General features: G+C 41.5%; 16 protein-coding genes and 1 pseudogene. 7 read left to right on the forward strand and 10 right to left on the reverse strand.

All coding sequences use genetic code 11. The features are described from left to right. Nucleotides 1-24: 24 nt before the first annotated feature. The 3 genes from ABWV72_RS19390 to uxuA all read right to left on the reverse strand — a co-directional run bounded on the left by ABWV72_RS19390 (nucleotide 25) and on the right by uxuA (nucleotide 3,800). Nucleotides 25-1,314 (reverse strand): Nramp family divalent metal transporter, encoded by a 1,290-nt coding sequence (locus ABWV72_RS19390; protein WP_252729334.1) that lies wholly within the window; start codon nucleotides 1,312-1,314, stop codon nucleotides 25-27. A gap of 192 nt (nucleotides 1,315-1,506) precedes the next feature. Continuing rightward, nucleotides 1,507-2,589 (reverse strand): class I mannose-6-phosphate isomerase, encoded by a 1,083-nt coding sequence (locus tag ABWV72_RS19395; protein WP_353372508.1) that lies wholly within the window; start codon nucleotides 2,587-2,589, stop codon nucleotides 1,507-1,509. Further along, nucleotides 2,586-3,800, reverse strand: coding sequence for a mannonate dehydratase (gene uxuA, locus ABWV72_RS19400; protein ID WP_353372510.1), 1,215 nt, complete (start codon nucleotides 3,798-3,800; stop codon nucleotides 2,586-2,588). Before uxuA ends, ABWV72_RS19395 begins: the two co-directional genes overlap by 4 nt. 665 nt (nucleotides 3,801-4,465) lie before the next feature. Here uxuA and ABWV72_RS19405 point away from each other — a divergent pair. Continuing rightward, nucleotides 4,466-7,457, forward strand: a pseudogene (locus tag ABWV72_RS19405) (TonB-dependent receptor). Nucleotides 7,458-7,835: 378 nt separating this feature from the next. On the opposite strand, the gene ABWV72_RS19410 reads toward ABWV72_RS19405, so the two are convergent. The 5 genes from ABWV72_RS19410 to manD all read right to left on the reverse strand — a co-directional run bounded on the left by ABWV72_RS19410 (nucleotide 7,836) and on the right by manD (nucleotide 14,852). Then, complete coding sequence (locus ABWV72_RS19410; protein WP_353372512.1) at nucleotides 7,836-9,638, reverse strand: DUF885 domain-containing protein; 1,803 nt, start codon at nucleotides 9,636-9,638, stop codon at nucleotides 7,836-7,838. Nucleotides 9,639-9,776: 138 nt separating this feature from the next. Beyond that, nucleotides 9,777-10,622 (reverse strand): hypothetical protein, encoded by an 846-nt coding sequence (locus ABWV72_RS19415; protein WP_303499348.1) that lies wholly within the window; start codon nucleotides 10,620-10,622, stop codon nucleotides 9,777-9,779. A 48-nt stretch (nucleotides 10,623-10,670) separates the two neighbouring features. Then, nucleotides 10,671-12,434: a sodium:solute symporter family transporter gene (locus ABWV72_RS19420; protein ID WP_353372514.1), complete on the reverse strand. Its 1,764-nt coding sequence runs from the start codon at nucleotides 12,432-12,434 to the stop codon at nucleotides 10,671-10,673. 11 nt (nucleotides 12,435-12,445) lie between these two features. Next, nucleotides 12,446-13,585: a Gfo/Idh/MocA family protein gene (locus ABWV72_RS19425; protein WP_342805080.1), complete on the reverse strand. Its 1,140-nt coding sequence runs from the start codon at nucleotides 13,583-13,585 to the stop codon at nucleotides 12,446-12,448. Nucleotides 13,586-13,634: 49 nt separating this feature from the next. Then, a complete protein-coding gene (gene manD / locus ABWV72_RS19430) occupies nucleotides 13,635-14,852 on the reverse strand; it encodes a D-mannonate dehydratase ManD (protein WP_353372517.1) in 1,218 nt (405 codons plus the stop codon). Nucleotides 14,853-14,965: 113 nt separating this feature from the next. Here manD and ABWV72_RS19435 point away from each other — a divergent pair, with 113 nt between their 5' ends. From ABWV72_RS19435 to ABWV72_RS19445, 3 genes are all read left to right on the forward strand, one after another. Next, nucleotides 14,966-15,970 carry a LacI family DNA-binding transcriptional regulator gene (locus ABWV72_RS19435; RefSeq protein ID WP_353372519.1) on the forward strand — a complete coding sequence of 335 codons (1,005 nt, stop codon included), beginning with the start codon at nucleotides 14,966-14,968 and terminating at the stop codon, nucleotides 15,968-15,970. 320 nt (nucleotides 15,971-16,290) lie between these two features. Continuing rightward, nucleotides 16,291-17,154 carry an aminotransferase class IV gene (locus ABWV72_RS19440; protein WP_353372521.1) on the forward strand — a complete coding sequence of 288 codons (864 nt, stop codon included), beginning with the start codon at nucleotides 16,291-16,293 and terminating at the stop codon, nucleotides 17,152-17,154. A gap of 67 nt (nucleotides 17,155-17,221) precedes the next feature. Next, a complete protein-coding gene (locus ABWV72_RS19445) occupies nucleotides 17,222-18,310 on the forward strand; it encodes a YkvI family membrane protein (protein ID WP_353372523.1) in 1,089 nt (362 codons plus the stop codon). A gap of 53 nt (nucleotides 18,311-18,363) precedes the next feature. On the opposite strand, the gene ABWV72_RS19450 is transcribed toward ABWV72_RS19445, so the two are convergent. Beyond that, nucleotides 18,364-21,009 carry a helix-turn-helix transcriptional regulator gene (locus ABWV72_RS19450; protein ID WP_353372525.1) on the reverse strand — a complete coding sequence of 882 codons (2,646 nt, stop codon included), beginning with the start codon at nucleotides 21,007-21,009 and terminating at the stop codon, nucleotides 18,364-18,366. A 204-nt stretch (nucleotides 21,010-21,213) separates the two neighbouring features. Here ABWV72_RS19450 and ABWV72_RS19455 point away from each other — a divergent pair, with 204 nt between their 5' ends. The 3 genes from ABWV72_RS19455 to ABWV72_RS19465 all read left to right on the forward strand — a co-directional run bounded on the left by ABWV72_RS19455 (nucleotide 21,214) and on the right by ABWV72_RS19465 (nucleotide 25,018). Then, nucleotides 21,214-22,221 carry a hypothetical protein gene (locus ABWV72_RS19455; RefSeq protein ID WP_353372527.1) on the forward strand — a complete coding sequence of 336 codons (1,008 nt, stop codon included), beginning with the start codon at nucleotides 21,214-21,216 and terminating at the stop codon, nucleotides 22,219-22,221. Nucleotides 22,222-22,665: 444 nt separating this feature from the next. Then, a complete protein-coding gene (locus ABWV72_RS19460; protein WP_216049577.1) occupies nucleotides 22,666-24,156 on the forward strand; it encodes a SulP family inorganic anion transporter in 1,491 nt (496 codons plus the stop codon). A gap of 10 nt (nucleotides 24,157-24,166) precedes the next feature. After that, the gene (locus tag ABWV72_RS19465; RefSeq protein ID WP_353372536.1) at nucleotides 24,167-25,018 is read left to right on the forward strand and encodes a universal stress protein; all 852 of its coding nucleotides are present in this window, start codon (nucleotides 24,167-24,169) and stop codon (nucleotides 25,016-25,018) included. Nucleotides 25,019-25,170: 152 nt separating this feature from the next. On the opposite strand, the gene ABWV72_RS19470 is transcribed toward ABWV72_RS19465, so the two are convergent. Continuing rightward, nucleotides 25,171-25,731: a hypothetical protein gene (locus ABWV72_RS19470; protein WP_216049579.1), complete on the reverse strand. Its 561-nt coding sequence runs from the start codon at nucleotides 25,729-25,731 to the stop codon at nucleotides 25,171-25,173. Nucleotides 25,732-25,901: the final 170 nt, after the last annotated feature.

A 25,901-nucleotide genomic window follows, 5' to 3' on the forward strand; every position in this document is an offset into this window, starting at 1 on the left:
TAAGGCAAATATAACGGTTCGGTTTTAAGCAACCACTAATTGCCAAACTCCTTTTATGCCAATTGCCGACGTGAAGATTGAAAACAGTAAAATCGCGGCAAGAATGACATTGGCTATCCAACTGTTAGCATGCTCTTTCATTAAATCCTTGCGATTACCCAGATAGAAAATACAAGCTACGGTAACTGGCAAGATAACGGCGTTAAACGCTTGGGAAATAATCATCACAAACACCGGGCGTGCATCAAAAATCGGTACAACTAAGCCAAGCAGTGAAATAACAAATACCATGATACGGAATTTAGCTAGGGTCATATCGCGTTCTGCGCCGGTGTAGTCACACAACAGCCAAGGTAGCATCAATATATTAGGAAATTGTGAGGACACGCCAGCTGCTATCAATCCAAACGCAAATATTGAGGTCGCTAAGGTTCCCGCTAGTGGTTCTAAAATACCTATCATTTGAGATGCTTTGGATAAACCAATACCTTCAACGAATAAGGTGCCCGCGGCTGCAGCCATAATGGATGCACTAATGATGAACATCAGAAATACCGAGAAAATAGCGTCATTACGTTGTTTGTTATAATCAGCCAAGGTCCAGCCCGCTTCCTTTACCAAGGTGGTGCGGATAATAAATAAACCGGAAAAAACAGTGGTGCCAATCATTGAGGCGATGACTAAAAATGGCCCCTTGTCGGTAGCTGATGTCACTTCTGGAATACTGGGTATTAAGCCTTTTAGAATCTCCATTGGAGGCGGCATCATGATAAAGAAGTTTATTAAAAAACACGCCGACATTATGGCGACAATAACCGCGAGGCTACGCTCGAAAAACTCGGTTTTACCATTCCAAAATATGAAATAAACCAAGCTTAGAAAAAATCCAGCAAAGTAAATAGGCGCAATACCACCATCGATAGCAGATTTTGACCATTCATAACAGATATCGGCCACTATACCCATTACACCCATTACACTGCCACATACACCAAAGGTTAGTGCCACTAAGAAGAAAATGCCGACACCTGGGTGGATGTGCTTCCTAAATGCTTGAAGAGCCGTTTCGCCAGTGATTAAGGTATAACGACCATACAAGTTAATCATGAAAAAAGTACATAAACAGGAGGCTATGATGGTCCACAATAATGACATGCCATATTCAGCGCCTGCCTTTGCCATTGCGGTAACACTGCCGGTGCCAATGTTGAATCCCAGTAAGAAAATACCGGGTAGAAAAAGAGCCAGTCCTTGGGCAAACTTTTGTTTAAAAGACTTTTTGTTCGGATGATCCATTTGTGGTACCTCTGTCATTATGATGACTCCGGTTGTTGCGCAATGGGCGCTGCTTTATTACCACGCAACTCTCGCTAGGATTTATGCTTCCCAGATATTCGAGTAACCCGGATTTATAATAAAGTCGATTTTAGCTATGATTTCGCTGCCTAATCGCAACTTATTTACTCACTTTCGCAACATAGCTAAGTCAACTTTTTTATTTTATTGTTATTTTTTGTCACTTCCTGGATAGCATTCCAGTACAGTCATTCCCGATTCAGATTCGTATTGGAAATCTTCAACGTTTGCTGGACAAAAGAAGCGATCCCACTGATTTAATTGGGTAACTTCATTTCCTGCTCGCAAAACACCACTTCCTTGGGTTACTACCCCTATGAAAAAAGCATCTTGTTTACGCGGGAAATTGCCTTGAACGGCAGCACGTCTGACGGTAAAGCAAGGGGTTTTATCAGGACCGATTAGCTCTTCGAGGGTGTTACCCGCGTTGTCGTCAATCAGTACTTCTGGGATGCAACGAAATTCATCATCTATCTGTTCAGGCGGAACAGGGGAGAAGTTGAACGCATCTAATGCGGTCTCTATGCCGCGGTCCATAAAGCGTGCTTTTTCAGGGATCACATAACCACATCTTTCGAATTCAAATCTGACTGCTAAATCAGATGGTTCCATGATCTCCAACATCAAAATGCCTTCTCCTAACGCATGGGGACGTCCGCCTGGCAGCAAAAATACGTCACCTGGTTTTACAGGTATGCGATCGAAACACTTTTCAATGGAGGCAATATCTTGTTCTTCTATCCATTTTTTGAGCTGTTCACGACTGGGTGATCTTTGAAAGCCGGCGTAAATGTAGGGATCAGTTACATCTTCGCGGATCTCCAAAATAACATATGCTTCGGTTTTCCCACGAGGATAACCTAGTCTTTGTTGTGCGAATTCCCGGGTAGGATGCGCTTGGAAATGCAACCGTGTGGCACTGTCCAGGTATTTTACTAGCGGAATGTCATCTAACGAGCGAGCAGAGTTATTAACAGAACCTAAAAAGTGTTGTTGATCTTGATTCAACAAGTCACGAAACGTCACTGATTTGCCATCTTCAAGCTTGACGGTTGCTAATCCTTCAGAGATCTCTTCGCGGCCAATGTTACGGGCTTCTACCGTTGAACCAATCCAATCTTCTGGAAAACTGGAATCTTGTGGATTCTCTTTGCCTTCGATTAGATCGAGCAATTTTCCACCTTGATAGGTTCGCCAAACACGGTTTGCCGAAAACTTAATGATATTATTCATGATGATTGCTCTTCGAACTGGGCAGAGAGGGCTCTTATTACCCCTCTAACTTCGGCAAGACCTTTCAAACGACCAATGCCGGAATAGCCTGGGTTGACGGTTTTACCGATGTCATCCATCATCTGATGACCATGATCGGGACGAATAAATATGTCTTGATCTAGCGAGTTGGCTTGTCGACGTCGGTTTTCTTCATTCAACAATTCTTTCACCACATGAATCATGTCTATGTCACTATCGAGATGGCTAGCTTCGTAAAAAGTGCGCTGTTCATTAGGGTCACGGGTGACACCGCGAAGATGAGAGAAATGAATACGCGGTCCAAATTGCTTAGCCATAGCCGGTAAGTTGTTGTCTGGACGACTGCTATATGTGCCTACGCAAAGGGTAATACCGTTTGAAGGGCTAGGTAGTGCATTAAACAGAATATCCAAGTCGTCTGCGGTACAAATAATACGCGGTAGTCCAAGCATGTCTCGAGGTGGATCATCAGGATGAATGGCCAGTTTAACGCCCATAGCTTCTGCGCGAGGAAGAACTTGTGCTAGAAATGCAAACAAACTTTCACGTAAAGTATCACTTGTTACATCTTTGTAGTTGCTTAGCATGGCGCGAAAATCGTCCAGTCCATAAGCGTCAGTCATTTTACCAGGTAGACCAGCAATTATATTGTTGGTCAGTTGTTCTTTATCGGCCTCAGACATAGCTTCAAAGACCTGTTTTGCTTCTTCTATTTCAGCTGCACTGTATTCTGCTTCAGCGTTATCACGTTGCAAAATAAAAAGATCGAAGGCGGCAAACTTTTTCTGATCAAAACGCAGCGCATATGCACCGTTGGGAAGTTTGAATTTGAGATCGGTACGCGTCCAATCAATCACCGGCATGAAGTTGTAGCAAATTGTTTTTATTCCGCATTTGGCTAGGTTTTCCATCGATTCGATCCAATTATCGATGTACTTTTGATGGCCAGGTCGTCTCAGTTTTATATCTTCATGGACAGGAATACTTTCTACTACACTCCATTTAAGGGGCATAAGATCATCTTCACAGTTTTCTATTAGAGCCTGATATTGACGAATCGCTTCAATTGACCAAACGTCACCGGTAGGAATAGTATGCAGCGCACTGACAACATCAGTTGCACCTGTTTGTCTTATATCATTTATGGTTACGGGGTCGTTGGGACCGAACCATCTCCAAGATTCACGCATTTTAAGTTTCTCTAATTAAAATAAAAAAGTAAGCTTTTCACCTTCACTTCATCAGCAACGCCATAATGTGTTTACAATCCGTCTTTGCTCATTTGAAGTAAGTGTCTACTATCAACAGATTATTAGAGTAACCTTCCGGTGGCAGCTTTACACATTGAAATTAGTACCCGCTCCCATTGAGGGAGATGCGTGATTGTGAAAATGAAAAATTAAAGTATCCAATAATACCAAATTGGTCAACCAATATATTCTGTCCATCGTGCCACTCACCCCCTATTTCGTTTCTTTTTCACACTATTTAGTTACATGAAAATCTATAGCATCTATACATAATCTTTACTCAATGCCATATCGAGGGGTGTTTATAACATGTTGATATATATTGTTATTTTAAGGTTTTTATTGATTTTCACATACTTTGGTTATTAGAATGTAAGCATTGGCTAGACCAATACTTTAAATTTTTGTTAAAAAATATATTACCAAAAGGTTGACCTTTACAGGGTAAATTGTAAGTATTACGTAAATTATTTGTAAGTCTTGAACCTTTATCTTGTGAAGTAATAAGTTTGTGTAAATTTTTATCTAAACTATATTCCATAAAGATGATGTTCAATTACTGAAAAATAAGCTTAAAACACACATAAAACTCACAGGAACAATATATGCAACACAGATTATCGAAAATTACTTTAGCGATGCTTTCAGCAACCGCGCTAAATATGTCCGCATCTGCTTTTGCACAAGATGCGCAGCCAAGTGCAGATGACGATTACGAGGTTATTCAAGTAACAGGTATTCGTAGCTCACTAACCAACGCCCTTGCCGAAAAGCGGGAATCGAATAACTTGGTTGAAGTCATTGAAGCGGTTGATATTGGTAAGCTACCAGATCAAAACCTTGCGGAAGTACTAGAGAACGTTACTGGTATTCAGATTACAAGAACAGCTGGTGTTGGTACCGGTGTTCAAATCCGCTAACCGAACGGAAATCAACGGTGTATCTACTGTGGGTTCTGGCGCTGGACGCAGCGGTATTAGTTTTGAAGATGTTTCAGCAGGAATTATATCTGGCGTTGAGGTGACGAAGTCTCCTGAAGCTAAAACAATTGAAGGATCTGTGGGTGGAACTGTAAACCTGAAAACAATACGTCCACTTCAGCTTAATGACACCCTAATCTCCGTTCGTGTACAGGGTGAAAATAGTAGCTTATCTACAGACAGTACTTTTACTCCTAGACTATCAGGTACTTTTGGCGACAATTGGGATACTGATAACGGCGAATTCGGTGTAGTAGTAAGTCTTAACTATGCTGAGCAAGATGTTACTGCTTTCCGTCCTCGTGCTGATAGAGATAACTCTGTAGCTGCAGATAGTGGCGCGGCAAGTGCACAAGATTTTGATTACTTACCAATTCAATTCTTCGTACAAGATTATGACAACTACGAATATGAATCTACTAACATTGCCGCTACTTTTGAATGGGCGCCAAGAGAAGAGTTGAAGTTGTTTTTTGATGCCGTTATTAACGATCAAGAACGCAGACAAGAAAGTTCAAGAATTCAAGCATCAGGTATTAGTGGACTTAAAGACATTGCCGCTCCTAGTGAATTCGAAACGGTTAACTTTGGTTCTTTAGGTGGCCAAGACCTTGGTAGCATCCAAGCAGCTGTTCGTGGTGTCATTCCAATTGATGGAGATGGTTCTGACGGTAACTTACGTTTCTCAGGTGATACAAATTCTCGTATAACCAAAAGTGAAATTTACAGACTTGGTGGTGAGTGGACCGGTGATAACTTTAAAGTGAGTGCTGAGCTGTCTTCTTCAAGCTCTGATACTACTACTCCTAGCTTCAATACTACATTGAACTTTATCAACCCTAACTCTCCATTAAATGCTGAAGCTCTTCTAGCCAATCACTTTGCCAATGAAGAAAACGGTAATGAAGACCTATACGATTCAAACGAAAATGGTACGCCATTTATTTACGATTTAACCGGCAACGCACTAACCTTTGGTGTTGCTACAGGTGAAGTAACTGGCCCTAGCTCTGAACAACTACTTGACCCAGCTAACGTGGTATTGCGTGATGTGGCGATTGGCCAAGATGTCGCGGAAAACAGTGAAGATGCTTTCCGTACTGATTTCACTTATTACCTAGACGGTGTTGTGACTTCGGTTGATGTTGGTTTCCGTTACAGTAAAGTAAACAGTCTTCGTGACGAGATTACGACCAGCGTAGGTTTAAGAGAATTCGCAGATAGCCCTACTGGTGATTTGTTCGCAGAACTACTGGTACCTGGGCCGACTAACTTTAATGATGCTGATGGTAGAGAATTATACGTACGTGATTTTCTTCTTATTGACGCAGAAAGAGTTGCTTCAGATCCAGATGGCGTGTTAGCTATTTTAAATGATGCCATTGTTGCTAATAATGCTATTACTGGTTCAACTCGTGGACCTATTAGTTCACCAACTTCAAGCTCAGCTGCTTTCTTTGATATTGAAGAGAAAACGACTGCTTTGTATGCGCAAGGTAACTTCTCTTATGAAATGCTCCGCGGTAACTTTGGTGTGCGTTATTTAAAAACTGACGTGACTTCAAGAGGTAACTCTGTAACTAACGATGTGGTTACTGCTGTTACAACTGAAAGTGATTACGACTTCGTATTACCACGTATTAACGTAGTAGCCGATGTACACGATGATGTTGTTGTTCGTGCAGGTTGGGGAAAAGATATTAGACGTCCTGATTTTGATGACCTTTCAACGTCATATACATTCTCTACTAGTCCAAACCCAGCAGTACAACTAGGTAACCCTGGTTTGGCTCCTGAAGAAGTGACTTCATTCGATTTGTCTGCTGAATGGTATTTTGCTGAAGCAAGTATGGTTAGTCTTGGTATTTTCCACAAGAAACGTTCTGAATTGCACGTAACTCAACAAGATGACCCATATGAAGATCCTGTAACTGGTTTCCGTGATATCACAGATCCTTGTGAAGGCGGCGGTATCTTTAACCCAATTGCAGACATCAACGTATTTGGTCCAATTGGTACCGGCGTATGTGTTCCTACATCGCAAAAAATTAATGACACTGGTGAAACGACTCAGAAAGGGATTGAATTTGCTGTTCAATATGACCTTGCTGGTTTCGAAGATGACCTAGGTTGGGCTTCTGGTTTCGGTGTGATTTTCAACTACACCATTCAAGAGTTCTCAGGTGGTGAAGCAGAAGATTCAGCAACTAGCCGTGCTAACGCTGTGTTTGCATTAACAACGGGTATTGACGATATCAGTGTTTCTGCAGTTCAGGGCTTACTTGACTTGTCTGAAAACTCTTACAACTTTACGTTGTACTATGAAAAGTATGGTTTGTCGGCTCGTATGCGTTACACATGGCGTGAAGCGTACCGTTCAACTGACTTCGGTAGTACTTCTAGCTTACCTTGGGGATTCCCAGTGGTACAAGAAGACAGAGGACAACTTAACGCTAGCGTAAGTTATGATATCAATGAGCAATTCAACGTTGGTATTGAAGCTGTTAACCTCACAGAGTCTGAAGTTGAGCAAAGTTGTATCAACGAAGGTGGCTTGCTTTGTTACCAAGGTTTAACTGACCGTAGAATCACCATTGGTGGTAGCTACCGCTTCTAAGAGTTGTAAATATACCTAACTAAGATTGCCATTATTGATGGCAATCATTTTCCAAACAGATGTTAGGGTTAGGTATTTATATTACTAAATTGAAAGCAAGCCCTCTGGCTTGCTTTTTTATTTGCTGCAAATAACACCTTCTATTCTGTATCGCTTTGCATTTCTCAATACTTTCTGTTTCGGAATCCTGTCCGTTTAGCAACACCAACTTATGTTAAACCTTGAAAACCTGCGGGGTCAGAGCTATTGATTTAAACCTGCGGGGGCAGAGCCAATGATTTGAACCTGCGGGGTCAGAGCCATTGATTTAAACTTGCAGGATCAAAACCATTGATTTTATTTCAACGGCTTTGACCCCTTTTATTTCTATTTTTGGGACTATTTGGCAGATTTTACCGATGTTATCCAGTTTTCAATATTCGTCTCTAATACCGATAGTGGAATTGAACCGCTGCCTAATAAAGTATCGTGGAAATCTTTTATGTTGAATTTATCACCTAACTCATTTTGGGCTCGTTCGCGCAGCTCCAACATTTTTAATTGTCCAATTTTGTAAGCAAGGGCTTGACCAGGCCAAGATATATAGCGATCGATTTCGTTAATAATATCTTCCTCACTTTTAGCCGCATTTGCTTTAAAGTAGTCAATAGCTTGCTGTCGAGTCCAACCTTTGTAATGTATGCCCGTATCTACCACTAAACGCACTGAGCGCCACATATCATAGGTTAATTGCCCAAAGCGGGAGTATGGGTCTTTGTACAAGCCCAAATCGTATCCCAAGCGTTCACTGTACAATCCCCAACCTTCTACAAAAACGGTAAAGCTTAAGAAACGACGGAAGTAGGGCATATCATCCAATTCCATTTGTAACGCCAATTGCAAATGGTGTCCTGGTACCGCTTCGTGAACACTCAGCACTTCCATTTCATATTTAGGACGGGTTTCTGGTTGATATAAGTTCACATAATAATAACCCGCACGGGAACCATCTGCGGCGGGCGGATTGTAATATGCTGTAGTCGAATCAGGGGCAACCGCATCAGGGATAGCTTTTAAGCCATAGGGCATGCGAGGAAGTTTACCAAATAATTTGACGATCTCTGGGTCGATACGTTTGCTGATTGCGAGATATGCATCAAATAACTCTTCGGGCGTTTCATAATAAAATTGTGGATCTGTACGTAAAAAGTTAACAAATTCCTCAAACGTGCCGTCAAAGCCGGTTTCTTCCATGACTTTATCCATTTCTGCACGATTGCGTGCTACTTCATCCAAACCAATCTGATGGATTTCATCTGGTGTCAGGTCAGTGGTGGTAAAATAGCGAACCTTTTGCTGATACGATGCTTTACCATCAGGCGTATCCCACAAACCATGGGTAGAGCGTGTTGCAGGGAGATATTGGTTAATAAAAAATTCGTTAAATTCAGCATAGGCTGGAATGATATGGTCAGCAATAATGGCTTTAGCTTTTAGCTGTAAGCGCGCCTGTTCAGCAGATGATATATGGTCACTGATATTGATAAAGGGCCGATAAAAAAGACTTTCCTCTGGTGTGTCGACAAGTTGTTTTTGAATTTGCGCAGGGATGCGTAGCATAGTATCGCGGGCAGGCATCATGCCTTGCGACATACCGGTTTCCATCAAGGTTTGATTTTGCTCAAGTAACCTAGGGATTTTTTCCAGTCTTGTTAACCAATTTTCATAGTCTTTGACCGAACTTAGCGACACGAAGTTGGCCATATCGTCCAAGGTTTGCACCCCTTGGTTTTGGTCTATCGGCATAAGATAGGACTTATATTTGTGCTCTTCTATGGACATTTCTAGCTGCCATTTAAACAACTGATAGTTAGTCTGCTGACTGTCCGTTAATTGTTCGACATCAATACTAGAAAGCTTTGCAAGGACGTCACGATTATGAGCGTCAATTGCATTGATTGCCGACAAACTCATGTCTTGCCAACGACTATTTTGCTGATCATTACCTAATCCAAGGTAACTAGCATAAGCAGGGTAAGTATCTAGAAAGTACTGCCACTCCTCATCGAGTATTTGTTGCAGTTGTTGCTGTGCATCATTAGGCGCTGTTACTGATATGGAGTTTTTAGTTTGTTGTGGAGCGGCACAAGCAGTGAGCAGCATTGCCGCAAATAGCATTTTTATAAACAGTTTTATAGGCATCTTGACTTCCCTTTCGAGTATGTTTTTTAACCATACTCTTTTATAAAGGGTTCGTACAATTTTAGCAAATCTTTGCTTAGTTTGGTAAGCGCAGCAAACACTGTTATTTGCGCGCTATGCAAATCATGTGAAGTTCACTTATTTCAGTATATTTCTGATTTGTTGCGCAACTTCAGGATAATCAGATGACTCAATAAATCCTAACGAAAATGATTGAGGAGTGCTCAGATATTTGTCTTTTTCATGACGTCCAAAGCCTAATACTGTCATATATGGTCTGCTTACATAATCATCCGGATATGCATCATCTTGATGATGTAATAAATAGATCATTCTCGATGTTTTTACATCCCCAAAAGCAAACCATTCAGGTGCGGGAAGATCACCAATAAAAGCTTCATTTATGGGGTGTTGTTGGTCATCGACAGAGGCATACCAGAAATCAGTTTCGTCCATCTCTCCACCGGGTACGCCTTCATATTGCACCCAATATTTATAGCCTTCACTGACTTGTGACATCGTGAAATCGCAGCGATCTGGATAGAAGTCCCATTGTCCCTGCCATTTACCATTACCTGAAGTGAAGGTAATTCTGACGTGTTCATCCGTTTCAATATCAATGCTTGAAGTCGACAGCTCGGTTCCCGCGTTTAACGCATGGAAATAATTTCCGTCTTGTTTGTGTATTGCATTTGGAAAACCACGATACTCGCCTTTCCAACCTGAACCTTTCTCATCGTGGAACCCAATCCAATCCACGCCATCTTTGTCTAACATACTTGATAGTCCACCACCTTGTTTTTCAAGATAAAAAGTGGCGTTATCGATACTAATTATATAAGCGCTAACACCACCGGCAGACTCATCCACACCATGGCTTAGCGTGACTGATTTTTGTTCATGTTTTTCTTCAATAGATGGTTTGCAAGCGGCGAGTAGCAGAAGACCACTGGCAATAAAAACAAATTTTAATTTTGAAAACATCCGATTTACTCGTGTAATAATTCGTTAAAATAGAAGCAATAGCACCGCCTATGCGGTGCTTAGTGCTTTTTTCGATGTGGCGCTTCTTTTCAATAAGAAACCGACAGCGAGTATGGCAAGTGCACAGCATACAAATACCAGGCGTCCCCACATTGGATTCGGAATCAACATCATCGCCAATACCCCAGCTCCCATATACATCACCATTGAACCTAATTTGTGACGTTGTTGACGGTCGAATTCATCTTGCTCAAAATCGGCAATGAAAGGGGTCTCTAGATCTTCAAAAAACAGCTCTCTTTCATTGATATGTTGATCTTTTTGTTCTGCATAAAACAAACTGGATATACAGAAGAAACTGGCGGTAATAAGTAAGTGTCCGCCGATAGTGATCATCAAGTTGATATCAATCGATTCACGGCGAGTAAATTCTTGTTCCATTCCTATCAAATCGGCCAAAACTTGCGGCGTGAAGATATTTGCTGCAAACCAAGAAACAAACAAGCCCACTATTACAGTTGCCCAAGGCGCCCATTGCGGTGTCTTTTTAATGAACAAACCAAAAATAAGCGGAATAAGCAAAGGAACTTGAATCATGGTCGACACGTTCATCATCAAGTCAAACAGACTGAGCTCTTTCAATGACTTGAAGAATAGCGCCACTGCGATAACCAAAATCCCACTTATAAAACTGACAATTTGACTGATGGTAAGCAGGTGTTTATCACTGACATCTTTGTTTCTTTTAGTCAAAAGAGGTTGGTAAATACTGCGGACGAAAATGCCTGAATTCTTATTTAGGGCTGAATCCATTGAGGACATAGTGGCTGCAAACAAACCGGCTAACAATAAGCCGACGGTTCCCACCGGCATAGCGTTGCGGGTAAATACCAAATACACCGCATCAGCAGCTTTGTTGCCTAGCTCCGGGTAAGCTGCCGCCGCGTCAGGGTATAAGGTTGCTGAGGCCCAAGGTGGTATAAACCAAATAATACTTCCTACACCCATTAGTACCATGGCTAACAACGCTGCTTTACTTGCATTTGCTGAGTCTTTTGCGTTTAAGAAGCGAAATGAATCATGCATGTTCATGATAGTGATCATTTGTTTAGCTAGGAAAAATACAAATGTGGCCACTAAAATTAAGCCATAATTCATATCTGGTCCCATCACAAAGTCCACTGGGAAGTTATCTATCATCGCCGTCGGTCCACCCACTTTGACAAGTGCGATAATGGCGCAGGCTATGGAAATGACGGCAACCACTAAGGTTTGTACAAAGTCAGAGGCGACTACGCCCCAAGCACCAGACAATACCGAAACAAATAATACAGTTAGGCCGGTGGCGATGATGGTGGTGCTCACATCAGCGTCAAAAACCACACTGGTGAACACTCCTAGGGCATTAAGCCATACTCCGGCGTTGATAAAACTGAAAATAATCAGTGCCCATGAGAAAAACTGTTCATTTTGATGACCAAAACGACGCTTAATTCCTTCGGTAGGAGTATCTACGCGCATTTGACGAAAGCGCGCTGCAAAAAACGCCCAGCCGCAAAAATAGGCAAAGGTATTGGCAAAAAATACCAAACTAATCGAGAAACCATCAGTAAAGGCTTTGCCTGCTCCGCCGGTGAATGTCCAAGCGGAGAACTGCGCCATAAACGCAGTTGAACCAACCATCCACCAAAGCATGCGTCCGCCACCACGGAAGTAATCGCTGGTTGAGTTTGCAGCCATTTTTTTGAACGCAAAACCAATCCCGATAACTAACATAAAATATCCGGCAATAACTATATATTCATATAACATGAGTAGGCCTTTTATTGCAGATGACTAACGTCAACCCAATTGTCGTTTTTACGGATTATGTCGATCAGTTGCTGATATTGGCTGCCTTCTTTAAACGTTTGATAAGGAGCAACGTTTTCGCCTTTAATATCATTTAGTAGTTCTCTGATAAGGTAGCGCCAATTCTTTTCGGTATCGCCTTCAGCTTCAGGAACGTTGTTAGCAATGTCCTCTGGTAATGCAAGCTCTTGCCATCCTTTGGTTTTGTCATGCACATACAATGGCCCACTAGCATAGTGTCCTTTAATGTAGATCGCGCCTTCACTACCATAAATCACCACATGGTCTTCATGGAAGCGAGGGTGTAATCCACCGTGTTTAAATAACACTGAAACTGGATTTTTAGCCATTTCACTTTCAATTTGAGCTAATACCGTATAGGTCCATTCGACGTTCGATTCGCCCCATTTAAGAGCAGGATCATTTAGATCACTAGGAATGAAATCGCGACGTTTTTTAAAGTTATGCACACCTTCAACGATTGGCGCTTTGCCTAGATCGTCCCGCACCTCTCCCATAATCGATAGGATTTTTTCACCAACGATGGAAGTGACAATAGACAATTTGTGAGTAAAGTTATTATTTAGTCGGCCACCGCCATGTTCTTTTCTGTGTGACCAGCCAAACGGAATATCGCGTTCTAAATTGAAGTGAGAAATACACTCAACTTCTAATGGTTCACCGATAGCGCCGGCTTCAACTAAACGCTTGGCGTGAATCACATCAGGCATGTAGCGAAAGCTTGCGGCAAATGCAGTTTTGACATTTTTTGCAACCGCCAACTCATAAAGTTGTTTTGAGGTTTCACCACTTTCAGTTAACGGCTTATCACAGAAAACGTGACAACCACTTTCAATCGCTGCGGTAATTGCTTCAACGTGAGCACCACCTGGTGTTGCAATTGAAACGACATCTGGCTGACAATCTTGCAATGCTTTTTGCCAATCTGTGCCGGCATAGGGGATATTCATGTCTTTAGCTACTTGCTCTACAACACTTTGAGTTCTGCCTACGATGCCGACGACTTCGGCACCCATATCTCGAAATGCTTCAGCATGTCCTTGGCCCGCAAATCCGGTGCCGAATATTAATACACTTATCTTTTTGCTCATGTTGTTTCTCCAACTTAACAAAGCTTAAATTCAAAAAAGTAGAACTGGATTACCAATTCCAAACGGTTCCATCTTCTAGTCGACTGACAGGCAGATAAGAACGTTTATAGGGATATTTACGTGCTTCTGTTTCATCAAACTCAATCCCTAGACCAGGGGCGTCACTGACGTATGCCATGCCTTGCTCTACTTTAATTTGATGTTTGAAAATTTGTTTGGACTGCTCGTTACCAAAACCAACAAATTCTTGAATGCCAAAGTTAGGAGCCCATATATTTAAATGCATATGCGCAGCAAAACAAATTGGTGACAAATCAGGAGCGCCATGTGGAGCAGTTTTAACGTTATATATACTGGCAAAATCTGCCATACGTCTTAATGCTGTAATTCCGCCAGCGTGAGTTGCGGCTGCTCTAAGGTAATCAATCAGTTGGTTTTGAATCAAATCCTTACAATCCCAAATAGTATTGTAAGTTTCACCAATCGCGAGTGGGGTAGTGGTGTGCTGTCGAATTACTTTATAACTGTCTTGGTTCTCAGCAATAGAAGCGTCTTCTAAGAACATTAGGTTATAGGGTTCAAGTAACTTACCCAGTTTTGCTGATTCTATTGGGGTTAAGCGGCTATGCACGTCGTGTAATAGTTGGATGTCATTGCCAAATCGTTCTCTGGCCTTCTGAAACAACTCAACGATCATGTTAAAATATTTTTGCGTCGACCAGGTCTCTTCTGGCGGTAACGGACGATTACCTTGTAATTCGAAGTAATCTTTTTTGTCTCCAAGTACGCCGTAAGTGACATTCAAACCGGGCACAGCAGACTGCAATCGAATTGCTTTAAAGCCCTGATTGATAAGGTCTTCCGTTTTATTCAAAGTGTCTTCGATGTCTTCACCACTAGCATGGGCATAAAGTGTTACTGCTTGTCTGCTCTTACCGCCTAGTAACTGATAAACCGGCAAGCCTGCAGCCTTCCCTTTGATGTCCCATAAGGCCATATCAATAGCGGCTATAGCGGCCATATTAACTGCGCCTTTACGCCAGTAAACGCCTTTATACAAATATTGCCATATGTCTTCGATATCATGGGCATTGCGACCGATAAGGCAAGGGGCTACATGTTCTTCCAAATAGCTGACAACCGCCATTTCGCGACCGTTGAGTGTAGCATCACCTACACCGTATATGCCTGCATCAGTAGTGATCTTCACCGTGACAAAATTTCTGCCAGGGTTACAAACAAATACTTTGATTTCTTTAATTTTCAACTGATATTCTCTCTTTGCAGATAAAGTTACTAAACCGGTTTAGTTGAATAATTTAGCATAGTATTGCAGTATGTCAACTTTCCCATAATAAAATTAACAATAGCGATACATAGATGGCAAAAGTGAAATTAATTGATGTAGCTCGTTTTGCAGGAGTATCAAAAAGCACAGCTTCACAATACCTAAATGGGCGATTTGACTACATGTCGAAAGAAACCCAAGAACGAATTCGCGCAGCAATTGCTGAATTGGATTATGTTCCCAATCCCATCGCGAGAAACCTTAAGGCGACCAAGACTAAAACCATTGGAGTGGTGGTCAGAGATATAACGGGCTTTTATACCAGTCGGGTTATCCGAGGGGTAGATGATTACTGTAAAGCGAACGGCTACAACGCACTAATTTATAACACTGATTTTGCCCCTGAGATTGAAGCAAAGTCTATTGAGGCGCTGTATCAACTGCGTGTTGATGGAATTATTATTGCGTCATCAGGTAACAATAATCAGCTCGTTACTGATTACATTGGTAAAGGTATGCCGATAGTACACTTTCAAATTGAAAATGATGGAAGTGAACAAAACATCGTTTTATCTGACTACAAAAAAGCGGCGTTTGATGCCACTGAATACTTAATACAGCTTGGCCACAAGAAAATTTGTTTTGTCACCCAAGACTTTAAAAATGTTATCTCCAGAACGGAACGCTATCAAGGATATGCAGACGCACTTACCAAGCATGGTATTCCAGTAGAAGATAGTTTAGTGCAATTCTGGCAACGTGAATCAGGTTTTCAAGTAGAGCCAACGGAAATCATTAAATCTGCGGCTCCAACTGCATTTTTCACGCAACATTTACCTATCACTATCGAATTGTTAAGAGACTTAAATCAAGCCAATATATCTGTTCCGGACGATGTTTCATTGCTTGGTTTTGATGAAATCCCAATGGCCGAATTCTTTAAAGTACCAATTACAGTAGTTAAACAAGAACCCTACACCATAGGTATGGAAGCAACTCAGTTACTGCTTAATAACATTGCTAACGAGAGTAATCTTTCCCACAAAATTCTAATTCCGTGCTCTTTAGAGTTAAGAGAGTCTTGTAAAGCAATCTGATTTCGCGGATTGCTTTCTACGTTTATGCGTATAAAGATGAATAAATGGCAATTTTTGATAAACCGATTTACCTGTTGGTTTATTGCTGTAAATTAGATCTCAACATCGCTAATCCAGCCAAAATTGAGTTAACCAATTGGCAACCCCTAGATTCGCTTAATTTCGCCATGGAAAGAGAGTTTATAAATGTGCTCTGCAGTGGTTTTTTGATTGTTTAGTCATAACACTTAGCACTCAGAAAAAGGCTACACATATGCCGAATTTACAGTACAGTATATTTCTGGATTTTATACTGAAGAACTTTGTGGGCTTTTGCTTATATGGCTAATGATAAAACGAACAACTCCGATAGCGCTGCATATTTTAATGGCCAATACATACCTTTGAGCCAAGTCAGCATTTCTCCTTTAGATCGCGGCTTTCTATTTGGAGATGGGATTTATGAAGTGGTGCCTGTCTATAACGGTAAACCTTTAGGCGGTGAACAACACTGGCAACGTTTGCTTGAAGGACTAGAGGCCGTAGACATTCCACTGGGCTATAGTGTGCAGGAGTTAAAGGATATTGCACAACCGTTGTTACCGAGTAATCAGCCCTCGCAAATGCTTTATGTGCAAATAACCCGTGGCGTTGAAGCGGTTCGCAAGCATCGATTCCCAGTAGAAGCAAAACCGACAGTACTGATGTTTAGTACCCCATTTACACCTCCTTTCGACAAAACATATCAAGGCTGTGATGCCTATTTTCAAGAGGATTTGCGCTGGCAGCGCTGCTCTATAAAGTCCATTAGCTTGATGGGGAACGTGATGTCCTATCTACAACTGGCGCAAAATGGTGTGCCCAATAGTGAGGCATTGCTAGTTAGAAATACGCATGTAGTTGAGGCTCCGAGCAGCAATTTATTTATTGCTAAAGACGATATTATTTTTACACCGCCGGTGGATAACATATTGGCCGGTGTGACCCGCAAACTGATTATTGAAATTGCTGAAAAACAAGGTATCGAAGTACGCCTAGTTTCTCCCACAGTCACAGAGGTCAAACAAGCCGATGAGGTTTGGGTGAGTAATTCTTATGAAGAGTTAAAGCCGATTACTTATATTGAAGGTGAGAAGGTGGGAGAAGGCAAACCTGGACCCATCTGGCAGCGTTTATTTTCCAGTTATCAACGACTGAAACAGTAAACTACTTTTGTCTGAATTAATCGCAAAAAGATCAACTTAGTTCGCTACAGCTAAATAAGAGATAACTATGCCAACAAGCTTTTTCCAACGGATTTTATTGCCCGGTTTTATTCTACAGTCAGTTTTGATTGGAGGGGGCTATGCGACAGGCCGAGAATTAGTCCAGTTTTTTCTTAGTTCGGGTCCGTTAGGCGGATTTTTAGGGATTTTAGTGGCAACTGCTGCTTTTAGCTTAATTAGTATGCTGAGTTTTGAATTTGCTCGATTAACCCAAAGTTATACATACAGAGGTTTTTTCAAAAAGCTATTGGGTAAAGGTTGGATTGTCTATGAGTTGGCATATTTTGCCCTAGGCATTTTAGTCTTGGCGGTGATTGGTTCTGCTGCGGGGGAAGTGGTTTCTGAACATTTGAATATATCCAGTACCCTTGGCACTGTATTGTTAATGGTCTCGATTTGCGTACTAGTCGCTTGGGGAACTAAGCTGATTGAGAAGGTCTTAGCCGGATGGTCGTTTCTTTTATACCTAGTGTACGGAATATTTGTTTATTTGTACTTGCGTGAATATGGTGGAAATTTAAATGAACAACTATTTTATGGGGAAATTAAAGATAGTTGGTTTATCAGTTCAATCCAATACGTTGGTTACAACATTGCAGCCTTACCACTAATTTTGTTTTGTGTTCGCCATATGGCTGATCGCAAAGATTCATTTCTGGCAGGCGCCTTGGCTGGTCCTTTAGCAATGTTGCCAGCATTATTTTTCTTTGTCGCTATGGTGGCAAATTCTGCACAAATAACAGAAGCAAAGGTGCCATCTGACTTGATGATGCAGCAATTGAACATGCCTTGGCTAAAAGCCATTTTTTACGTAGTGTTATTCGGTACCTTTATCGAAACAGGCACTGCGTTTATCCACGGCATGAATGAACGAATCGCTGAAGTGTATGAGGAAAAACAACGCATAATGCCAAAATTTTTGCGTCCTGCAATTGCTGCTATTGTTTTAGTGTTATCAATTTATTTAGCTTCCTCAGTTGGGCTGGTTAGTTTAATTGGTCGTGGCTATGGCACTCTTACTTGGGTTTTTGTGGTGGTATTTGTGTTGCCGATTCTCAGTATCGGCAGCTACAAAATTTTTCGCCGCTCAGCATAGGCAGATTGATAACTACGTTTAACCTGTTCATATCAATATATGATGGTGTTGCTTTATTCTGCTAACCAAGGTTCGTTTTGCACTCTGAGCATAGCTTCAACTCGGTTTTCCACATTCAGTTTACTTAAAATCGAAGACACGTGATTTTCTATTGTGCGATTTGATCGACAAAGCGTATTCGCTATCTCAAGGTTACTTGCGCCTGTGACTAACAGCTTCAAAACTTGTTGTTCTTTATTGGTGAGTCCAATTGGGTGTTTTCGTGTTTTAGAATAAGGACCGCGGCGAAGTTTTGGAAGAATATCGGCAAACCCTTCTGATGCGGCAATATTTCTCACTTTTTGTTGCAGGGCTTTGGCCTGCATCTTTTCGAATAGTTGCCATGCGTTCACGAATGAAGATTGCCGACGCTGCCCCTGAATTGACAGTAGACAAATCGCAGCGTTGAAAGGCATTCCAAGGGTCTGCCATGCAGAATAAGCCGCTTCGTCGTTACCTGCTAATTGAAGTTGATAAGGTTTTGATATGCTATCTTGCCGAACATTTGGTATTTCATATTGTAAAAGTTTAGACCAAAAAAATAATTCGCCTGACTGCCATTGGTTCAATACACCAGGCGGCAATTCATTTAACCAATCTATATGCTTTTTAGCTTCTTCTATACAAGTTGTGTTGTCCGCGTTTAACCATTGGTATTCAATAAGTCCTAACCTAGCTGGAATGATGTATTGGTTTTCATTGGTTGATTGGGCGTTTTTTAAGGCTTGATTAAGCAACTCATGACTATTCGCAACTCCCAGACGTAAGTTGACTCGTGCGAGAACAATTAACGCCGGCAGTTTCATTAATAGGGTTTGGTTTTGAATCGATTGCACGCCGGCAGCAATGGTTTGTGCATCTATTAATCTTCCTTGTTCCTGACGCAGTTGGGCTTGTAAACCTACTAAATAATAAGTCCACGAATCTAGATCATGAGCGATATCGTATTGAATGCCTTTTTGAGTCATAGTTTCAGCCAAATCAAGTTTCTTAAATCGAATACAATAGTCTGAAAAGTTTGTGTAAACCCTTGCTACATCCTCGTGGAAACCATGTTGTTCTGAAATAGCTAAACTTTGTCTTAGTTTATCTTCGCCCGTGGCATCGCCATGCATCAATAAAGCCGTCCCAATATTATTTAGCGCATGTGCTTTCACCCTAGGATTTGAAAACTGTTTTGCCAGTTCAAGGGCTTTATTTCCCCAGTGTATGGCGTCGTCCGTTCGGTCGTTGAGCATATCCAATTGTGAGCGTAAAGAGTAGGCCATGGCCAGTTCGCTAGAGGCTGGTATCGACTCAAATGTTTTAATCGCCTGGTTAGCGTATTGCTCGGCTTTTTCGGCATGGCCTTGATACCAATAAAGACGTGACAGCGAACGTAAGTTTTCACCTACTTTATCTTGTCTGTCTAGGGCTCTCCATAGGCTAATGGCGTGGCGTCGTGCGTCGATTACAGTTTGTTGCATGTGGGTTGTTAAGCTAACTTCATATGCCCAGTTTTCATGCAGGCTTGCAGCAAGTTCAGGTTCAGCATATTCAACAAAACTTAGGGCTTTGCTGTAAAACGATGCGGCTTCCTTATGGGCTCCTAGTTCAGCTGCTTTAGTCGCTGCATTAGGTGCGTATTTAAGCACTCTTTCGGCATCTAAAGCCCCCTCAGCATGATGCACCAACCAAGCTAAATTAGTGCCTAAAGACAGTGTTTCTAAACACTCAATTATACGCTTATGAGTTAGTTTGATTTGCGGCGGTGATTGATTTTCCAATATGGCTAACCGAACTAGTTCATGCTTAAACCGAAATATACTTTGCTGATCACATACCAATAATTTTCTGGCAACACAGGCCATTGCGAACGATTCACCGTTTTCATCAAATAATTTGCCAATCAAAACGGCTGGAATACTATATGGAATAAGACTCAAAACCTGCAAAAGTTCTCGTTCATTACGGCCTAATAATTGTACTCTGCTGCTCACCGCCTCTCTAATTGACGCGGGAATTGTGTGATTGTTATAACCGTTATTAGCTAACAATTCTGCAATAAAAAATGGGTTTCCACCGGTGATCTTGTGTAAGGCATCTGGATCATAGCCACTGTCTTTACTTAATTTTGCCACCGCGTCTTGGCTTAATTGTTCGAGATGAACGCGCACTGTATGTGCAGAAGGCACTAATGAAAGTACTGAACTCAAAGGATGATTTTGCGTCACTTCATCGACTCGATAACTTAGACACAGTAAACAGGGCAAAAATGAGATACGTCTTACGATATATTTGATTAGGTCTAAGCTGGCATGGTCGGCCCAATGAACATCTTCTATTACCAAAATAGTTGGTTTTCCCAATTGGCTAATTGCCTGAAAAAAGCTGGAATAAATTAAGTTAGGTACGGCACCATTTTCCAATTGCGTGAGCAAGGTAGGCGATAGCAACTGGGCAAAATCGTATATTGGAGCATATGGGCGAGGCGTAAATAAGGGATCGCAACCTGACCAATAAATGTCTACTGTGCTATCTGCATGGGAACGGACGTGCTCCAACAAGGTGGTTTTACCGATACCGGCTTCACCACTTAGCAGCAATATTTTTCCCGATTGAGCTATTTGAGAGATACTGTTTGATATCTTATCAATAGCGGCTTCTCGCTCTAAAAACATTCTAATTACCTGCTCCGCTGAGCCTCAACTATATATTCTAATTTAAGTTAAATTTCGCCAAATTGCAGGATTTTGCAAAATTTAGGTGGTTGGTTCACAAAAAACAGGTGTCAGTACTCAGTTTTAGCCACGTGCAAGTATTTATACTTTGATAACTAGGATAGTGGCTTAATTTGGCTTTTAAATGCGTAAAAAGGAGCGACCATGAAAACTCTTAATTCAATTTTTATAGGTATTATGGCAACAACCTGGTTAGGAACAGGCATGGCTGTCCCCATAAATGCTAATAGTGGTCTGTCATTTTACCATGACTTCATTATTGCAGGCGGAGGTCAGTTGCCTATTGGATTAGAGGTTAATAGCGATGGCCCGATTTATTCTTACTCAGTGAATACCGAGCTACAAGCGGCAGATAGTGTTGAATTTGATGACTTTGATGTGGTGATTGCAGGTGACGCTCCTGACAACCCTTCGAGTTTCACAAGCGTTGGCAGTAGCACACGTAATGCTGGTACCGAAGGTGCTTTCGGCATGAATAATACACAGCTATATCAAATCGTTGAATATGAGTTAGTTCCTGATGGTAATAGTGATGTTTCTGAATATGGAATATGGGGGAATGGGCAGGCCCAGGCAACCATTAGCTCAGAACTTTTTGATACTCAAGCTAACACTGATGCGTCTTTTCAAAGAACCTATACTCTTTCCAATCAAAATACCACAGCATTGACATTTTCAATTGAAGGCGAATTTGAAATGGGGATGTTTGCAATAGCGGACGGAGAAAGTAGTGTCGCAGAAGCCTTCGCAATGCTAGATATGTTTTTCAACTCTAGTAATGCGTTAGATATCGTTTTTGCCGACACTAGTCCGTATATAAATAATCAAACTGAAAGCGGCGATAATGCGATTATGTCATTAATACGGGAAACGGACATAACAAATACCGGCCATATGAGTTTTACTGGCAGCGCAAGTGCAACGGGCACTGATATTGGAGGCAGCCAGCAGGCATTCGGTGATGGCACATTTTCCTATGCATTGGGTATTACTTTGCAACCCGGAGAAGAAATCAGTATGTCCCACCTTGTTACTTATTCAAATTTAGCGTTAATCGAGCAGCAAATTACACAGGTAAACGAGCCTTCCACGCTTCTATTTATATTTTTAACCTCTGCTTTTATCCTGTTTGTCCGAAAAAATCCTACATGAAGTCATAACCTTGAATTGCTATAGCCGCTAAATCTAAGGGGTTATTCTGGCTTATTAACTTGAAGTGTTTTTAGTTGCGCTAGGGCAATCTTTTTGGCACAAGAAATCTCACTATTTGAGTTTTTAATTAGCGCCATTTAAAGTAGTTTAAACAATAGTTAATTCGAGCGTACCATGCAGAATTAGGATTATGACCGGTGTTTTTAGGTGATTTCAACTGGTTGTACTTGTATCAAAATTACTAAAGTTATATTGTTCGCATCTAGTCGTTAACAACTATTAAGGAACTCGAACTTGAAACTCACGCCGCCCTAGGCTGTCCTCCCTCTATCATCTCGTTGATTCTTGTTGTGCAAATGTCCCACATTGCTCGCGGACTTATTTGTTTTGAAAACTGTTACTTTCCTTACGTTACAAGGGAAGGTCAAATTTTAGGTTATTTACATGCTCGAAAACATGAAAAGAGAGTGGTTCTCTAATATTCGTGGTGATGTGCTTGCTGGTATTGTTGTGGCATTAGCCTTGATACCGGAAGCGATTGCTTTTTCAATTATTGCCGGAGTGGATCCTAAAGTGGGTCTCTACGCTTCGTTTTGTATCGCCGTCATTATTGCATTTGTGGGTGGCCGACCAGGAATGATTTCCGCTGCTACCGGAGCAATGGCACTGCTCATGGTAACCTTGGTAAAGGAGCATGGGTTGGAATACTTGCTGGCCGCCACTTTATTTACCGGTGTGCTGCAAATTATTTTTGGTTTCCTCAAACTTGGCAGTCTAATGCGCTTTGTTTCCCGCTCGGTGGTAACCGGTTTTGTTAATGCATTAGCTATTCTAATTTTCATGGCGCAATTACCTGAATTGACCAATGTTACTTGGCATGTTTATGCTATGACAGCGGCCGGTTTAGGCATTATCTATCTATTACCTTATGTTCCTACTATTGGTAAAGTTGTTCCGTCACCGTTGGTGTGTATCGTCACCCTTACTATTGTTTCGATAGCGTTAGGTTTAGACATTCGAACTGTGGGTGATATGGGCGAACTACCCGATACGTTACCGATATTTCTGTGGCCGGAAGTTCCGCTTAATTTAACTACCCTTGAAATTATTTTACCTTACTCCCTTGGGTTGGCCGTGGTTGGCTTACTTGAGTCTTTGATGACGGCAACAATAGTTGATGATCTAACCGATACAACCAGTGACAAGAATAAAGAATGCAAAGGGCAGGGCATGGCGAATATTGGTGCTGGTTTATTTGGTGGTATGGCTGGTTGCGCCATGATAGGCCAGTCAATTATCAATGTGAAATCAGGTGGCCGCGGCAGGTTGTCTACCTTTATTGCGGGTCTGTTTTTAATCATTATGGTGGTATTTCTTGACGACTGGGTTGGCCAAATTCCAATGGCTGCGCTGGTGGCAGTTATGATCATGGTATCAATAGGAACCTTTTCTTGGTCATCTATCACTGATTTACGAAAACATCCCATGTCTTCAAATATCGTTATGGTGAGCACTGTTATTGTTGTTGTTGCTACCCACAATTTAGCTATTGGGGTATTTATTGGTGTGCTGTTAGCAACCTTGTTCTTCTCCAATAAAATCGGCCGTTTTATGGCTGTCAAGTCCCACTATAACGAAGTTGAAAAAGTGCGAACTTACGAGATAATCGGTCAGGTGTTTTTTGCATCAGCAGAACAATTTGTCAACGAATTTGATTTTAAAGAAGCTGTCGAAACCGTTGTGATTGATCTTAGCCATGCACATTTTTGGGATATCACTGCGGTGTCATCCTTGGATAAAGTGGTAATTAAATTCCGGCGCGAAGGAGCGACTGTTAATCTTGTGGGAATGAATGAAGCAACGGAAACAGTGGTTGATAAATTTGGGGTTCACAATGATCCTAAAGAAGTCGAAAAGCTGTTTGGCGGACATTAAGGAGATAATGATGACGAAAATAGTGACTTGTGTAGATGGTTCTGCAATCACCCCAGCCGTGACAGCGGCTGCTGTCTGGGCATCAAAGAAACTCAACAAACCCATTCTGTTTTTACATGCTTTGGAAAAAGAACAGCAGCATGGCGCTGATGATTATACTGGTGCCATTGGCCTAGGTGCGCGTTCAGCTTTGCTTGAAGAAATGACAAAGTTGGATGAACAACGTGCCAAAGTAGCTCTGCAGTTAGGCCGTGAGTTGCTTGACGATGTAGTTCAACATGCACAAACTTCTGGTGTTGCTGAGGTTGAATCATTACAAAGACATGGTGAAGTTGTAGATTCGATAAACGACATCGAAGACAAAACCAGACTCATTGTTATTGGCCGCAATGGCAAAGGACATGATAATAGCTTTAACGCACTAGGATCGAATATTGAGACCCTACTGCGCAAAGCAGTGCATCCTGTTTTGTTAATTCCAGATACTTTCAACCCACCAAGTTCGTTTATGATTGCTTATGATGGCAGAGAAACTGCTGACAAAGCATTGCAACGGGTAATTGATGGTGGGTTATTGCACGGGCTTCATTGTCATTTGGTTTCGATAAAAAATAACGAAAAAAATCTACAGGATAAATTCGAATCTGCTCAGCAACGATTGCAACAAAAAGGCTTTCAAGTGACTGCCTCTTACCTTGAGGGGGATATTTTTGAGTCGCTTATGGAGTACAAAAAATCCCATAATATTGAACTCATTGTTATGGGCGCATTTGGGCACTCTAAGCTTCGGCAGTTTTTTGTTGGCAGTAATACGATGAAAATGCTTGAACGAGGTGATGTACCTATGATCGTGCTGCGTTAATACCTTTATATTGATTGCAAATACAGCCCAACCTTTACGCGCTATTGCTTAAAGTATTGGGCAGTGTTGCACAAGTGGCTTGCAAATGGGCAGGCGGCTTAGCTAGTAAACTTAAAACTAGTCACTATATCTGGGGTGTCTATATTCTTATTTTAATTAACCGCATCATGACTTTTATCTAAAATATTAATGGTCACAAAGCAATTTTCGTTCAAAGATTGATTATCGTATTGAGCATCCACACATTCACCGCCATCACTAGCGGTTTGTCTGCTACCAGAGTATGCAAACACGGCAGTACCATCATCTTGCAATTCAATTAAGCTTTCTAAAAAGTAATCTGAGACAACGGCGATCGCAGTTGGCCGTTGCTCAGTTTGCAAAAAAGCTTCGGTCTCGAAAACGACAAAATAAGGATGTCCTTCTTCGGCGAAACTCATCACTGAGTACTTTCCTTGTGTCGAAAATCCCCAAAACCAACTTATAGCAACATCTCCTTTAATAACCTCAATAAGCACAGGCAGATGGCCCTTTTCTCGTTTGTACAAAATCAAGTCATTCACTGGGAAATGCTCTGCTTGGGTGGAAAGGGAGCATATTTCAAGGTTTTTTTGCGGAACGATTTGGCACTCCAATGACATTAAATCTGCAGCGGCGATTCCGTTGGTGGGAATAAACAAGGATAATAAAATTAGACCGTAAAGTGTCTTCATGGATATCTTTTACTATTAGCGTTCATTTATCAATGCTCATTAGTGACCTACTTAATTCCAACAAATAACACTATCTTAGATTACGATTCTCGGCATTCGTCGTACCTATTCCTTTAAATTACAGGTTAACTTAACAATATTCTAGGCTTGCTTAGGCCAAATCATATTTT

Source organism: Aliiglaciecola sp. NS0011-25 (assembly GCF_040370605.1).
Classification (GTDB): Bacteria; Pseudomonadota; Gammaproteobacteria; order Enterobacterales; family Alteromonadaceae; genus Aliiglaciecola; species Aliiglaciecola lipolytica_A.